General features: G+C 69.5%; 15 protein-coding genes and 2 pseudogenes. 8 read left to right on the top strand and 9 right to left on the bottom strand.

Annotated features, from left to right (window positions below; all coding sequences use genetic code 11):
• Positions 1-213 precede the first annotated feature (213 nt).
• Positions 214-966, top strand: a complete 753-nt coding sequence (locus AC3ERT_RS17015) for a nucleotidyltransferase family protein (protein WP_435175141.1) — start codon at positions 214-216, stop codon at positions 964-966.
• A gap of 26 nt (positions 967-992) precedes the next feature.
• Positions 993-1811: an STM4013/SEN3800 family hydrolase gene (locus AC3ERT_RS17010; RefSeq protein WP_435175139.1), complete on the top strand. Its 819-nt coding sequence runs from the start codon at positions 993-995 to the stop codon at positions 1809-1811.
• A gap of 103 nt (positions 1812-1914) precedes the next feature.
• Here the strand turns inward: AC3ERT_RS17010 and AC3ERT_RS17005 are convergent, their stop codons facing one another.
• A complete protein-coding gene (locus AC3ERT_RS17005; RefSeq protein ID WP_435175137.1) occupies positions 1915-3060 on the bottom strand; it encodes an MAB_1171c family putative transporter in 1146 nt (381 codons plus the stop codon).
• 5 nt (positions 3061-3065) lie between these two features.
• Positions 3066-3626, bottom strand: coding sequence for a regulator component (locus AC3ERT_RS17000; protein ID WP_435175135.1), 561 nt, complete (start codon positions 3624-3626; stop codon positions 3066-3068).
• A gap of 358 nt (positions 3627-3984) precedes the next feature.
• Here AC3ERT_RS17000 and AC3ERT_RS16995 point away from each other — a divergent pair, with 358 nt between their 5' ends.
• Together AC3ERT_RS16995 and AC3ERT_RS16990 are read left to right on the top strand one after the other, a co-directional pair.
• The gene (locus tag AC3ERT_RS16995) at positions 3985-4827 is read left to right on the top strand and encodes a helix-turn-helix transcriptional regulator (protein WP_488180737.1); all 843 of its coding nucleotides are present in this window, start codon (positions 3985-3987) and stop codon (positions 4825-4827) included.
• Between the two features lie 185 nt (positions 4828-5012).
• A pseudogene (locus AC3ERT_RS16990) lies at positions 5013-5308 on the top strand (FCD domain-containing protein); the annotation flags it as partial.
• 127 nt (positions 5309-5435) lie between these two features.
• Here the strand turns inward: AC3ERT_RS16990 and AC3ERT_RS16985 are convergent.
• The 6 genes from AC3ERT_RS16985 to AC3ERT_RS16960 all read right to left on the bottom strand — a co-directional run bounded on the left by AC3ERT_RS16985 (position 5436) and on the right by AC3ERT_RS16960 (position 9632).
• Positions 5436-5696: a flavodoxin gene (locus AC3ERT_RS16985; RefSeq protein ID WP_435175286.1), complete on the bottom strand. Its 261-nt coding sequence runs from the start codon at positions 5694-5696 to the stop codon at positions 5436-5438.
• A gap of 9 nt (positions 5697-5705) precedes the next feature.
• Positions 5706-5954: an NADPH-dependent FMN reductase family protein gene (locus AC3ERT_RS16980; protein WP_435175131.1), complete on the bottom strand. Its 249-nt coding sequence runs from the start codon at positions 5952-5954 to the stop codon at positions 5706-5708.
• A gap of 289 nt (positions 5955-6243) precedes the next feature.
• Positions 6244-7095, bottom strand: coding sequence for an aldo/keto reductase (locus AC3ERT_RS16975; protein ID WP_435175129.1), 852 nt, complete (start codon positions 7093-7095; stop codon positions 6244-6246).
• A gap of 49 nt (positions 7096-7144) precedes the next feature.
• Complete coding sequence (locus AC3ERT_RS16970) at positions 7145-8122, bottom strand: aldo/keto reductase (protein ID WP_435175127.1); 978 nt, start codon at positions 8120-8122, stop codon at positions 7145-7147.
• Positions 8123-8213: 91 nt separating this feature from the next.
• Positions 8214-9248, bottom strand: coding sequence for an alcohol dehydrogenase catalytic domain-containing protein (locus AC3ERT_RS16965; RefSeq protein WP_435175125.1), 1035 nt, complete (start codon positions 9246-9248; stop codon positions 8214-8216).
• Between the two features lie 63 nt (positions 9249-9311).
• Positions 9312-9632, bottom strand: a complete 321-nt coding sequence (locus tag AC3ERT_RS16960; protein ID WP_435175123.1) for a carboxymuconolactone decarboxylase family protein — start codon at positions 9630-9632, stop codon at positions 9312-9314.
• A 180-nt stretch (positions 9633-9812) separates the two neighbouring features.
• Here AC3ERT_RS16960 and AC3ERT_RS16955 point away from each other — a divergent pair, with 180 nt between their 5' ends.
• Together AC3ERT_RS16955 and AC3ERT_RS16950 are read left to right on the top strand one after the other, a co-directional pair.
• Positions 9813-10727, top strand: coding sequence for a helix-turn-helix transcriptional regulator (locus AC3ERT_RS16955; protein WP_435175284.1), 915 nt, complete (start codon positions 9813-9815; stop codon positions 10725-10727).
• Positions 10728-10910: 183 nt separating this feature from the next.
• Positions 10911-11092: pseudogene (locus AC3ERT_RS16950) on the top strand (IS5/IS1182 family transposase); the annotation flags it as partial.
• 18 nt (positions 11093-11110) lie between these two features.
• On the opposite strand, the gene AC3ERT_RS16945 reads toward AC3ERT_RS16950, so the two are convergent.
• Positions 11111-11560: a Secondary metabolite protein gene (locus tag AC3ERT_RS16945; RefSeq protein ID WP_435175121.1), complete on the bottom strand. Its 450-nt coding sequence runs from the start codon at positions 11558-11560 to the stop codon at positions 11111-11113.
• A gap of 434 nt (positions 11561-11994) precedes the next feature.
• Between AC3ERT_RS16945 and AC3ERT_RS16940 the strand changes: the two genes are divergently transcribed.
• On the top strand, positions 11995-12321 hold the full coding sequence (locus AC3ERT_RS16940; protein ID WP_435175119.1) for a transcriptional regulator: 327 nt from the start codon (positions 11995-11997) through the stop codon (positions 12319-12321).
• Between the two features lies 1 nt (position 12322).
• The gene (locus AC3ERT_RS16935) at positions 12323-13342 is read left to right on the top strand and encodes a hypothetical protein (protein ID WP_435175117.1); all 1020 of its coding nucleotides are present in this window, start codon (positions 12323-12325) and stop codon (positions 13340-13342) included.
• Positions 13343-13488 lie beyond the last annotated feature (146 nt).

Raw genomic sequence — 13488 nt, 5'->3', positions numbered from 1 at the left:
TTTCACGGTACCGCTCAGCGTAGCCGCACGGTTGCCTGGTGCGTACAGCGGACGTCCACCGGGCCGCTTCGGCCGGCCGGTCGCTCGGCTCCCGGTTTTCCGCGCATCGATCACGGGCGGCGTCGGCGTCGGTCCGTTCGCCGGGCGGGGTCCGCTGTCAGGATGCCTGCCATGGGCGCCACCCCGGCGTCACCGTAGGAGGAGTACCCGCACATGTCCGCAACACCCGTTCCGCAGGCGCTGATCCTGGCAGGCGGCCAGGCCACCCGCATGCGCCCCTACACCGACGACGCCCCCAAGGCGATGGTGCCCGTCGCCGGCGCACCCATCGTCGGCTACCAACTCGTGTGGCTCGCCCAGCACGGCATCACCTCCGTGACGATCAGCGGTGGCTACAAGCACGAGATGATCAGCGACTACGTCGGCGACGGTGCCCGCTTCGGCCTGAAGGACGTCCGCTACGCCATCGAAGCCGAACCGCTCGGCCGGGGCGGGGGGTTGAAGTTCGCCGCACGCCACCTGCCCGAGCCCGACTCCCCGTTCTACGTCCTCAACGGCGACGTCATCAGCTCCTTCTCCCTCACCGCGTTCGCCGACTACCACGAGGAGAACCACGGCGCGGTCACCGTCGCACTGTCGCCGTACCGCTCCAACTGGGGCGTCGCCGACCTCGTCGACGGCAACCGCATCCGGGGCTTCAGGCAGTCACCGGAACTGCCGTACTGGATCAACGCAGGCATCTACGTCTTCAACCCCGACGTCGTGCCCATGCTCCCCGACCTGGGCGACCACGAGGACAGCACCTTCCCCGAACTCGCCCGCGACGGCCGCCTCGTCGGCTACCGCCTGTCCGGCTACTGGCGCGGCATCGACACCGTCAAGGACGTCATCGAAGCCAGCCGCGAAGTCCGCGCCACCGGCGGCCTCCTCCCGCCCGAACTCCACACCACCCCACCCGAGAACTAACGCCAGAACCGAGGAACACCGGCACGGTGATCAACGCCAACGACGTCATCGGCACCCACCACATCCTGTTCGTCACCTTCGACTCCCTGCGCTACGACGTCGCCCGCGCCGCCCTCCATGCCGGCCAAACCCCGCACCTCGCAGCCCTGTTACCCGGCGGGAAATGGGAAGAGCGGCGCACCCAGGGGTCATTCACCCTGCCCGCGCACATGTCCTTCTTCGCCGGCTTCCTGCCCGTGCCCTCCGGCCCCGACCGGCCCCACCGGCTCTTCGCCTGCCAGACCCCGCGCGGCACCACCATCGGCCCGCGCACCCACGTCTTCGACGCACCCGACATCGTCACCGGCCTGGCCGCTGCGGGCTACCGCACCGTCTGCATCGGGGGTGTTGGCTTCTTCTCCCGGCAAACCCCGCTCGGCAGTGTCCTGCCCGCCCTCTTCCAGGAGAGCCACTGGAGCCCGGACACCGGCCCCGACAGCCCCGACTCCACCCGCCACCAGACCGGCCTCGCCCTCAAGGCCCTGGACAACCGCGACCCGGCCCAGCCGCTCTTCCTCTTCCTCAACGTCTCCGCCACCCACACCCCCACCCACGGCTACCTCCCCGGCGCCACCGCCGACTCCTGGGAGAGCCAGTGCGCCGCCCTCGCCTACGCCGACACCCACCTCGGCCGCCTCTTCCACGCGCTCCCCGATGCCGGGCCCTGGCTCGTCGTCCTGTGCGCCGACCACGGCGACGCCTTCGGCGAGGACGGCCACCACGGCCACGGCATCACCCACCCCACCGTCTGGAACGTCCCCTACGCCGAACTGCTCCTGCCCGGCCGACCACGAGGCGACGTGTAACCGACGACAGGGCAGATGTGCCTGCTCCGGAGTTCACGGCGTCAGGGGTTGCGAGCGCGGTTGCCCATAGCTGCCTGGACTTTTCCTTGTCCCCCTGCCGAAGCTATGCGAGCACGGGTCCGTGACACGCGTAGGCATCGGAGACGCGCACCAGCCACTCGGTGTCTTCGCGGAGATCCTTACGGGACACCGCCGCCCTTCTCCGCGGGGCGATCTCTTCGGCGAGTCTGCCGGCATGCAGCTCCGTCAGCGCTGCTTTCACCGCGGCGGCTTCGATGGCCGCGTCCCTTTCAGGCGTGTCCGCCTTGGTAGCGCGCTCGACGGCTTCGAGGAAGTTCTGGGAGCGGTAAGGGCGGAGGGCGAGGATGGCGTCGTTGATTTCGATCACGCGGCGCTGGAGCCTGAAGTCCGGTTCGGCTGCGGGGCATCGGTCGTGGTGCAGGACGATGTGCGGCATGGCGGCGGCCAGGTCGTTCCACAGCGGGCCGAGCGCGGCGAGGGAGCGCTCCTCCCAGTGGCAGCGGCGGGCCTGGCTGATCGGGTAGGCCACGGCGGGCAGCGTCAGTCCGATGCAGAGCAGCAGCATCGAGAGCAGCGGGCACGTCATGCCGAAGAAGCACGGCGCGGTGGCCAGCGACGAGCATCCGGTGTTGTCCGGGATGGCGTTCAGGCCAAGGCCCAGGGAGGCCACGACGCTCAGCTTGTACGCGGTGTACATCAGGGCGAAGGCGCAGCTGCCTGTGGCCAGGCTCAGGCCGAGTCGGACGCTGCTTCGGGGCGCGGCTGCCGACTGCCGCAGCGTCTGCTGCGCGAAGCCGATGATGGCGTAGCTGAGGTAGGAGATGTACAGCAGCACGTAGAGCGCGTACGCCTGCGGGGAGTCGTGGACCGTCTGCCGGTAGGTGAACAGCGTGGTCATCCCGAGGACTGTGGCGGCGAGGAGGGCCAGGTTGATCCGGACCAGGCGTCGTGCCTGCGCGGGTTCGACGGTGAGGTGGACGCACACGGCCAGGACGAGGTGCGCGGCCGTCAGCGAGGAGCAGTTGCTCAGCAGCCGGTCCAGGTGCGGTACCGCCGTGTCGGCGGCGTTCGCGCCCAGTGGTGAGTTGAGGGTGAAGGCGATCGCGAAGGAACCGAGGAGCGCTCCGACGGTGCGGGTGCCGGCTGGGCGGGGCGTGCCCCGGTCGAGGCTCCAGTAGCCGGCGGCCGCGGCGAGCAGGCCGGCCACGCCAAGGAACACGACGTTCATCACGTTCATCTCGAGCGCAGCCGACCCCGCCTGATGGCCTGTGAGAAGAGGGCGTCCCAGCTCTCGGTGCCCCTGCCCGGTCGGCGGGACGGTGCTTCACGTTCGCGGTACATGCGCTGGCGGATGATCGTCGCCATCGTCTCGGCTTCGCGTTCGTCGGTGGTCGAGTAGCTCGTACGCCCCGACATGCGGAGGACCAGGGTGGGGTTCACCCCGAGGACGTGCGCCGCGTCCGCGTCGATCTCGAGAGTGCCGGGGTGGTCGCAGTAGATGTGGCACAGCTCGTGCGTGAGGATGTGCCGCTGGTGGTGGACGGACGTCCCCTCCTCGTAGAACAGGAGGTCTGCCGCAGGCGTCTCCAGCCGGATGCCGCACGGCGCGTCGAGCGCGCCGAGCGCGCCGAGCGTGCTCAGGGGTTTGAGCAGGATCGGCTTGTCCCGCAGGGCGGCGATGGAGTCGCGCAGGTCGCGCGTGGTGAAGCGGTGGGGAAGGCGTAGGCGGTCGACCTGCTCTTCGCAGGCTGTCCGCAGTCGGTTGTCCTCGACTTCCGGCAACGGCATACCCATGTCTGCGTCTCCCCTCGGGGCGGTCTGTGAACCGACCTGCTCGTGGCGATGGCAGGAGGATGCCAAGGCGTAGCTGGAACTCGCGCTTCCACGAACGGTGCCTCTCGTGCACAGCGGGTGACCAGCTGCCCGAGTGTGCGGTGCCGGGCCGGCGGATGTGCCGGAGGGGGTAGGTGCGCGAGACCGCCGGTGATCTGTTTGCGCGGCCCGGGAGTTGTGACGGGGGACGGAGGCGGGTCGAACCGGCTGCCGGCGACTACGCGTAACTACGCTGAATGACGGTTTCGTGATCCTTTGAGGTGCGGCCCCGGCGTTTTGTGTCCCATGTCACACGATGATGCGACCTAGTCTCGCCGCCATGGACTCCCGGCACGGACAGCTCGACCTTGGCGATACTGACGGGCAGTCCCTGCCGGAGCTGTTGCGCGCGTGGCGCAAGCGGGTGGACCCGCGGACGATTCGGGGTCTGCCGTGGCATGAGCGGCGGGGTGAGGGGCTGACCCAGGCTGACGTGGCTTGGCTGGCCGGTCGTACTCCGCGGTGGTACGGCCGGCTGGAGCAGGGCAGGCGTGCCAACTACTCCACCGACTTCCTCGACAAGGTCTCCACCGCGTTGCGGCTGAGCCGTGCGGAGCGGCAGATCCTGTTCGTGCTGGCCGTGGGGCACCCGCCCGCGCTGGCCGCGGTGCCGGCGGCGGACGCTGCCGAGGAGATGGACGGGACCCTCCAGCACTTCATCGACAGCCTCATGCCCCACCCGGTTGTGGTGACGGACGTGGCGTGGAACATGATCGGCCACAACGAGTCCGCGAGGCGCTGGTTCCCCGGAGCGATCCGTGAGGCCAACCAGATGCGGTGGACCTTCCTCAGCCCCGAGGCCCGCGAGCAACTGGTGAACTGGGAGGACGACTGGGCCCGCCCCTACCTCGGGCAGATCCGGTACGAGCGAGGCAACCATCCGAAGAACGAGGCTCTGCGGCTCCTGGAGCGGGACATCCTCGCCGGCGCGCCGGACGCGCGACGGATCTGGGACCGGTGGGAGATGGTCGACCACGGCGACGGTGCCCTGCGCAGGGTCAAGCTTCCCTACCACCGCGGGCGCGAGGTCGCCGTTCGTACCGTTGCCCTCCGGCCCGCGCGCAGTGACAGGCTCCGCGTGATCGCGCTGATGGAGAGTGGGGCGAAACCTCCCGGCTCCTGATCGGTCACCGAGCGTTTTCAGGACGGCCACTGCTCGGGTGGCGGCCCAGTGCAGGGATCCCCGCCCGACCAGCGGGAGCGCGGTGAGGGCGGCGGCCTGCACTCCAGCGCGCTGGCCGAACTCGGCCTGGCCATCGCCTCGGGCGAGTACGCGCCCCCTACGGTGCTGCGGATTGACGAGTTGGAGGGCTGGCCGCGGCCGGGGCCACGTCCGAACAGTGCCGCGAACTCACCGTGCTGGCTGCGGAGATGGCTGCGGCGGGGCGCGGGGCGGACCTGGCCGCCTATCTGGTGCAGGACATCGCGTTCCACCGCGTGGTGCTGACGCGTCCAGCAACGAGATGTTCGCCCGGTTCAGGGAAGTCGTGGCCGTGGTGCTCGCCGGACGCACCGAGCACCACGTGATGTTCACCGCGCCTGATCCGGAGGCGGTCACCTTGCACGTGCGGGTGGCCGACGGGAGGACGCGGTGGTCCGCCAGGCGCTTGGCCATCGCGCTGACCTGCGCATGGACTGTTGCTTCACGCCGGGGGACTGCACTGGTGAAGGGCCGGTATTCGAGCGGTGCGGTGTTCCGGCGGCTCGGTGGGGTGCCGGCGGCCGAGTCGCTCAGCGCAGGGGTAGGCCGGTGCTGTGCAGCCATGCCTTGATCTGGCTGTTGGAGCTTTCGACTTCCTCGCCGCGTACGGCGAGGCCGAGCGCAATGGTCGCGCCGGGGCATGAGGTGGCGTAGTCGCGTCCGGTGTTACCCAGGCCGCTCATGGCGTAGGTGGTGACCGGGTGGACGGTCTTGCCGTGGAAGTCGAGGGCCTCGGCGAACGTCAGCATGATCATGGGTGCTCTGACGTTCCATATCGGGCTTGCGAGCAGGATCGTGTCCTATCCGTCGAGAGACGGTAGGCGGCCTTCGATGGCCGGGCGGGCGTTGGAGTCCTGCTCGCGGACGTTGCGCTGCACGGTCGCGTCGTAGTCGCGCGCGTAGGGGTCGGCGGCCTGGATGCGGTAGGTGTCGCAGGTGATGAGCCCGATGATCTTTCGGGCAAGCACCTCGGTGTTGCCCACCTTCAGGTTGATACGGCCGCCGTTGAAGTAGTTTTCGCCCGGGCGGGAGAAGTAGGCCAGCAGCACTCGCTGCTCTCTGCCTCCGTTTTGAGCGGAGGTTCGGGAAGGCGCAGCGGCGTCGGGCTCGGGTGCTGAAGTCGAGCAGCCTGCCAGATGGGTCCCGGTCACAACGGCGGCTCCTGTCATCAGTGCCCCGCGCAGGATGGAGCGTCGGCTCGGCCGGGCGGTGCGGTGCTGGTATGGGATCGCGGTGGTGGCTTCCGCGCGGGTCGGTGGCGTGGCCGGGCCGGGCGGAGGCCCCGGGACTCGGGGATTCCGCTCCGGCAGTGGCCCTGCCTGGCGGTGTTCTGGTCGCTTAGTTGTCCAGGCGGCGCTTGCTGAGCCAGGCGACCATCTCGGGGTCGTGGTGGTCGAAGAACAGCGTCGATCCGGTGTCGAGGGCGGCGATCTGCTGCATCTGGTCGTCGGTGAGCTCGAAGTCGAAGACGTCGATGTTCTGTGTCATGCGGTCGGGGTTGACCGACTTGGGGATGGTGACGATGCCCCGCTGGATGAGCCAGCGCAGCACGACCTGCGCGACGGACTTGTCGTGTGCGGTGCCGATCTGGCTGAGGACGGGGTGGGTGAACAGGTCGTTCTTGCCTTCGGCGAAGCCGCCCCAGGACTGGTGCTGGACTCCGTGCTCGCGCATGAGGTCGTGGTCGGCGGTGCGCTGGAAGAACGGGTGGGTCTCGATCTGGTTGACGGCCGGGGTGATCTCATTGTTGAAGATCAGGTCCAGGAGCCGGTCGGGGTAGAAGTTGGCCACGCCGATGGCCTTGGCCAGGCCCTCGCGGTTGGCGGCCTCCATGGCGCGCCACTGGCCGTAGACGTCGCCGAAGGGCTGGTGCATCAGGTACAGGTCGACGTGGTCCAGGCCCAGCTTGGTCAGCGAGGTCTCCAGGGCGCGGCGGGTGTTGTCCTGCGCGGGGGCGTCCTGGACCCACAGCTTGGTGGTGACGAACAGGTCCTGGCGGGGGATGCCGCTGGACTTGATGGCGTGGCCGACGGCTTCCTCGTTGCCGTAGGCGGCGGCGGTGTCCAGCAGGCGGTAGCCGGCGGCCAGGGCGTCGGTGACGGCCTGCTCGGTCTTGTCGGCGGGGATCTGGAAGACGCCGAAGCCGAGGATCGGCATCTGGACGCCGTTGTTCAAGGTGACGTGCTGCACGGGTTCTCCCGGGATGTTGCGAGGTGGGAAGGCGATGTGAGGGGGCCGGTCAGCGTTCCATCATGCGCATCTGGGCCTCGTTGTGGGTGTCGCCGGCCGCCGGCGGCAGGTTGGTGAGCTCGGCGAGCTGGTCGTCGGTGAGGTGCACCTGGTCGGCTGCGACGTTCTCCTCGATCCGTGCCACGCGCTTGGTGCCGGGGATGGGCGCGATGTCGTCGCCCTGGGCGAGCAGCCAGGCCAGCGCGACCTGTGCCGGGGTGGCGCCCACCTGGCTGGCGACGGTCGCGACCTGGTCGGCCAGGCGGAGGTTGTGTTCGAAGTTCTCCTCGGAGAAGCGTGGGTTGTTGGCGCGGAAGTCGGTGGGGTCGAACTGGTCGGTGGAGCGGATCGCGCCGGTCAGGAAGCCACGGCCGAGGGGGGAGAAGGGTACGAAGCCGATGTTCAGCTCGCGCAGCACCGGCAGCACCCGTGCTTCGGGGTCTCGGGTGAACAGCGAGTACTCGGACTGCAGCGCGGTGATGGGGTGGATAGCGTGGGCGCGGCGGATGGTGTCAGGGCCGGCCTCGGACAGACCGATGTGCCGGATCTTGCCCTGGGCGACCAGGTCGGCCAGCGCGCCGACGGTCTCCTCGATCGGCGTTTCGGGGTCGACGCGGTGCTGGTAGTACAGGTCGATGTGGTCGGTTCCCAGCCGGTTTAGGGAGCCCTCGACCGCGGTGCGGATGTTCGCCGGGCTGCTGTCCACGTTCTGCGGTCCGCCGCCCGCGTGGGAGACGAGGCCGAACTTGGTGGCCAGGACGACCTGGTCGCGGCGACCCTTCAGGGCGCGGCCGACGAGTTCCTCGTTGATGTAGGGGCCGTAGATCTCGGCGGTGTCGATGAACGTGACTCCCAGGTCAAGGGCCCGGTGGATGGTGCGGATGGACTCCGCGTCGTCGGTTCCGGCACCGGTGTAGCCCTGGGACATGCCCATGGCTCCGAGTCCGATCCGGGAGACCTCCAGGTCACGCAAGGTGATGTGCTTCATCAGGTTCCATCCGTTCGATGCGGTGTGGTGCGGCTGAGCCGCCGCGGGGGTGGTTCGCGGGTCGGGTGCCCACTACTGGGCTGTGTAGCGGTCAGGGGCGGACGATGACCTTGAGGGCTTCGCGGTCGTTCATGAGCCGGTATCCCTCGGCGACCTGCTCCAGCGGGACGGTGCGGTCGAAGACCCGGCCGGGGTGGATCTCGCCGTTGAGGATGTGTGGCATGAGTTCCTCGATGTAGGCGCGGGCGGGAGCCACGCCACCGGTGAGGGTCAGGTTGCGCATGAACTCCGGGAACCCGAAGGGCACTGCCGGGTACTGCGGGGCGCCGACGCGGCTGATCACACCGCCGTCACGGGCCACACCGGCGGCCTGGACAAGTGCGTCCTCCAGGCCCACGCACTCCAGGACCCGTTCGGCGCCGCGGCCCGAGGTCAGCTCGCGGACCGCGGCCACGCCGTCCTCGCCGCGTGCGGCGACGACGTCGGTGGCGCCGAAGTCGCGTCCGAGGTCGGTGCGCGCGGTGTGGCGGCCCATGAGGATGATCCGCTCGGCCCCGAGGAGCTTCGCGGAGATCACCGCGGACAGGCCGACCGCGCCGTCGCCGATGACGGTGACGGTCTCGCCGGCCTTCACGCCGGCGGTGCGGGCGGCGTGGTAGCCGGTGCACAGCACGTCGGACAGGGTGAGCAGGTCCGGCAGCAGCTCGGAGTCCTCGGTGACGGGCAGTGGGACGAGGGTGCCGTCGGCGTAGGGGACGCGGGTGGCCTGGCCCTGTCCGCCGTCGACGCCGCTCACGCCCCACGGGCCGCCGTGCGGGCAGGAGGTGTGCAGGCCGCTGCGGCAGTACTCGCAGGTACCGTCCGCGTAGGTGAAGGGGGCGACGACCAGGTCGCCGGGCTTGATGCTCGTGACCTTGGGGCCGGTCTCCTCGACGACGCCGAGGAACTCGTGGCCCATCTGGCGGGGGCTGTCGGTGAGCGGCTGCGACTTGTAGGGCCACAGGTCGCTGCCGCAGATGCAGCCCATCACGATGCGCACGAGGGCGTCGGTCTGCTGCTGGATCTTCGGGTCCGCGACGTCCTCGACACGGATGTCGCCGGCCTGGTGGAGACGGGTTGCACGCACGGTGGTGCCCTTTCTGCTGAACAAAGTCCGGGAGGCGAAGGTGGAGGCTCTTGCTGTTCCGCCCTATTCCTCGGTGATCGTCTTCAGGCGGGTCATCGCGGACATTGCGCTGGGCCATCCGGCGTAGAACGCCAGATGGGTGAGGGCCGCCACCAGCTCGTCCTTGCTCAGGCCGTTGGCGAGGGCCAGCCGCAGATGCGAGTCCAGCTGCTCGGGACGGTAGAGGGTGACCAGCGCCGCGACGGTGACCAGACTGCGGTCGCGCCGCGATAGCCCCTGATCGGCCCACACCTGGCCGAAGAGCACGTCGTCGGTGAGCCGGACCAGCTCGGGCGCGGTGTCGCCGAGGAGCTGCTGGGCTCGGGTCTGTTCCTGGTCCGGCATGGTGCCTGCTCTCGTTCCGGGAGGTGATCATCCGCAGGAGCGCGGATGTCCGCGTTCTCCACCGTTCCCGATCTGCCGGCCGCCTGGCAGGGCGAGCCTTTCCCGGGAGCCCCAGGGGGGGTGTCGCAGGGCGCCCCTGGGCCGAAGCACGCTGATGACCTGCGGGTCACACTGGAAGGCATGGCGGAACAGCGGCACAACGACAGCGGCGGCACGGAACTGGGCCGGTTCCTGCGTGCCCGGCGCACCCAGGTGACCCCGGCCGAGGTCGGCTTCACCCCCGGCGCCGGGGTGCGCCGAACCCCGGGGCTGCGCCGCGAGGAGGTCGCCGCGCTGGCCGGAGTGAGCATCGACTACTACACCCGGTTGGAACGCGGCAAGGAAACCCGCCCCAGCCTGTCCGTGGTCGACGCCCTGGGCCGCGCCTTGAAACTCGACACCGACGAGCTCGAACACCTCCAAGACCTGGTGATCCGCGCCGCCCGGCACGCCCCCGAACCGCCACCTGCCCCCAGCCGTACCGTGAACCCGCAGGTCAAGCTGCTGCTGGAGAGCCTGCGGCCCCAACCGGCCTACGTCACCAGCCGCACCCTGGACATCCTCGCGCACAACCCCAGTGCGCTCGCTCTGTATGCCGGTATCGAGGACTGGCCCGCGAAACAGCGCAACCTCGCGCGCTTCATGTTCCTCCACCCCGCAGCCCGCGATCTCTACGCCGACTGGGACACCCAGCTTGTCGGATGCGTCGCCCGCCTGCGCGCCCTGGCCGGCACCGACCCCGACGCCCCGGATCTGGCCAACCTGATCGGCGAACTTCTCTTGAAAAGCCCGGACTTCGCGAAACTGTGGGACCGCTACCACGTCACCCGCAGCCCCCACACGCGCAAGCCCAAGACCTTCCACCACCCCCAGGTCGGCGAGATCACCCTCAACTTCCAGGGCATGCAGCTCGAAGGCACCCCCGGCCACCGGCTCGGCGTCTACGTCACTACCCCCGGCACGCCCGAGCACGATGCCGTCACGCTCCTCGACATGAGCGCACCCCGGCACACATCGCGACCTGCGCAGGCAGCCACAGGGCGGCCCAGCAAGTAGCCCAGAACGGCTGGTCGCCGCGACCCCGCGGGCACGAGCGCGTGCTGTACGGCTACAAAGCGTCAAGGTCAGTTGGCTCGCGTTGGGCGCGCAGCCAGATAGTCCCACCAACTCCCACCCGCAAGGACAGCCCAGCGTTCCACCGTTTTGAGTTGGATCTCGAACGGGACTGGGCCACCATCACCAGGCGGTGAACTCACCCTCACCGAACGGACCAGGAACCGGGCCCTGTCCGCAGCCTGGGCGCTTGTCGAGCAAGGCATGGCACGGCTCGAGTCTTGGCAGATCTTCCGCGGATCCCGCATCAGCCCGGCCCCATGAGTGTCGTCAGCAAAACTGTCCTCACCCCGGAGAGGCAACGCTGAAAACGCCCACCGCTTCGCTCAATCCTCGCTGAGGAGCCCGGCCTCGGCGGTGTCCTCGGGAATCCCCTCCAGCCGGCGGGCCTGGTCGATCACGGCGGCCACCATCTGCAGGCTGCCGGTGCTCAGGCCGTTGGCGCGCAGGGCGACTCTGCGGACGTCCGCGTCGCGCATCGCTGTGACCACGTCGATCTCGGCCAGCGTCCGTGCCGCCACCTCTTCCTCGAAGAAGTAGCTGGGAGGCACGCCGAAGAAGGCGGCCAGCGCGCGGATCGTGGCCATCTTCGGGTTCTCGTTCTTCCCGGTCCGCAGCTGTTGGATGGCGCTCGCGGTGAGGGAGAACCCCGTCGACTCCCGTACGCCCTCGGCGACCTCCGCGTACGTGTACGGGCCGCGCCCCGCGGGATGCACCTCCCGGAACAGGCGGTCGAGCAGGTCCGCCACGCTGCGGGGCTCCTGCTGCTCGGTCATCGTTGCTCCTCCGGTGGCGGGTGCGAAAGCCATCCACTCTGCTTGCGCTCGCGCCGCATTCTGTCTCCGCTGGCGACATCGTACTTGACGAGCAGACGCAAATGCGATGTACGGTTCTCTCGATATCCGACCAATCCAGTGTTGCACGCCTGGTGGGATGGTGTGTGAAGACGCTGGACTTGCGGCGAAGGCTCGCCCTATGGTTCTGGTCCCCGCACAAGCGGATCAAGGACCGGCGGCACGCCGGACGGGAGGGGGAGATGCGTACGGGAGAACCGTGACCGGGGTGCAAACGCGACCGGCGCCCGGGAGCTACCAACTCCCAGACGCCGGGCCGGCATCCCGAAGGACACCGATTCACATCGCGCGAGCAGCAGCGCAATCTCTTCGCACGAGAACCGCTGCCCGCGCTCCTACGAACAACGGAGTATCGCATGCACACCGCCGACGGCGGAAGTTCGGCCTGCCCGGATGCAGCCCGGCAGCAGCGTCTCGCGGCCCAGCTCGCCGACATGATTCCCGGCGCGGCCACCCTGCGCGTCAGCCTCACCGACCCCACGCAGACCTGGCCCCACCCGCATGCCATCGCGAAGGACGCGGACGGGGCACGGGTGGAGCTGAGCCGGACGGCTGCGAAGACCGCGGCGCGCTGGGTCCTGCGGGTCTGGCCGGAAGCCGACTGGACCCGCCCCCACACCCTGGACCTCGCCACCGCCACCCTCACCCGCAGCGACCTGGTCGCCGCAGGCCGGGGCCGCTGACGTGCCGCGCATCCGATCGATCAAGCCCGAGACCTGGACGAGCGAGACGCTCGCCGAGGTCAGCATCCCCGCCATGGTGACCTTCCTGGCGATGACCAACATGGCCGACGACTGGGGTAGGCACAGGGACAACGCAGCCATCATCTTCGGCATCATCTGGCCGCTGCGCGCCGAGCACGGCGCGGTCCAGGTCGAGGACGACCTCACCCAGCTCGAGAACGCCGGGGCGATCTGCCGGTACACCGGATGCGACGGGCGGCGCTACTTCCACTACCCGACCTGGTTCAAGCACCAGAAGATCGACACGCCCTCCCAGTCCCGCCTCCCGGCGTGCCCGAAGTGCGAACCGCAGCGGTGCGGGGTCTGCAAGGGACCCTGCACCGAGCGCCCCGAGGACTCCCCGAAGGCTCCCGGAGACCTCCCGGAGGGTTCGGAGAACCCTCCGGGAACCCCCGAACCGCCCGCGCAGCCCACGCCGACCCCTCCCGCACCCGCCCGGGGCACCGCCACGTCCGCCCCGGAACCCGCCGACAGCACTCACCGCGAGACCGCTGATGAAACCGCAGGTCAGAAGGGATTCGCCGAACCCTCCCGGAAGGCTCCCGGAAAGGTCGGGGAACCCTCGGGGTCTGGATCTAGGATCTTGGATCCTGGATCTTTCTTCCCTACGGGGCGCGGTGCGCCCGACGCGGGCAGCGTCTCAGCCAACCAGCTCGTCGGGGAGTACGTCGCCTCGTGCGACCAGCGCCCGCCGGGCGACGTGATCGGTCACCTCGGCCGGATGGTCAAGAAGCTCCTCGGCGAGGGCATCGCGGTGGAGCACGTACGGGCCGGGCTGCGGCGCTTCGGGGAGATCCAGGGGCACCCGTCGCGGCTGCCGAGCCTGGTCAACGACGCGATGAACGCCCCCGGCGGGGCGGGGGCCGGTTTGGCCCGTCCGGGATTCCGGCCTAACGTGCCCGCTCACACCGCGTGGACCAACCCGGTCGACGCCGCCACCGCCTACGCCGAGGAGCTGTGATGGGCACCCGAACCCGCGAACCGCAGACCCTCGCCGGTGCCGGAACCCTGGACCGGATGGCCAGGATCCTGGCCTCCCGGAACATCGACCCCGCACTCGCCGTCGCTGCCGCCGCCGTGGCGGACGAGCCGGAGCCGTACTCGCCG

The organism is Actinacidiphila sp. bgisy145 (assembly GCF_057708125.1).
Note: the sequence above shows the minus strand (reverse complement) of the source record. Positions and strands in the feature narration are given on the sequence as shown.

What these genes read in the sequence shown, in the direction of transcription:
- AC3ERT_RS16960 (WP_435175123.1), bottom strand. Translation starts at nt 9,632, where the DNA reads ATGCCGGACCAGGAACAGACCCGAGCCCAGCAGCTCCTCGGCGACACC.
- AC3ERT_RS16970 (WP_435175127.1), bottom strand. Translation starts at nt 8,122, where the DNA reads ATGAAGCACATCACCTTGCGTGACCTGGAGGTCTCCCGGATCGGACTC.
- AC3ERT_RS16940 (WP_435175119.1), top strand. Translation starts at nt 11,995, where the DNA reads ATGCACACCGCCGACGGCGGAAGTTCGGCCTGCCCGGATGCAGCCCGG.
- AC3ERT_RS16955 (WP_435175284.1), top strand. Translation starts at nt 9,813, where the DNA reads ATGGCGGAACAGCGGCACAACGACAGCGGCGGCACGGAACTGGGCCGG.
- AC3ERT_RS17015 (WP_435175141.1), top strand. Translation starts at nt 214, where the DNA reads ATGTCCGCAACACCCGTTCCGCAGGCGCTGATCCTGGCAGGCGGCCAG.
- AC3ERT_RS16995 (WP_488180737.1), top strand. Translation starts at nt 3,985, where the DNA reads ATGGACTCCCGGCACGGACAGCTCGACCTTGGCGATACTGACGGGCAG.
- AC3ERT_RS17005 (WP_435175137.1), bottom strand. Translation starts at nt 3,060, where the DNA reads ATGAACGTCGTGTTCCTTGGCGTGGCCGGCCTGCTCGCCGCGGCCGCC.
- AC3ERT_RS16945 (WP_435175121.1), bottom strand. Translation starts at nt 11,560, where the DNA reads ATGACCGAGCAGCAGGAGCCCCGCAGCGTGGCGGACCTGCTCGACCGC.
- AC3ERT_RS17000 (WP_435175135.1), bottom strand. Translation starts at nt 3,626, where the DNA reads ATGGGTATGCCGTTGCCGGAAGTCGAGGACAACCGACTGCGGACAGCC.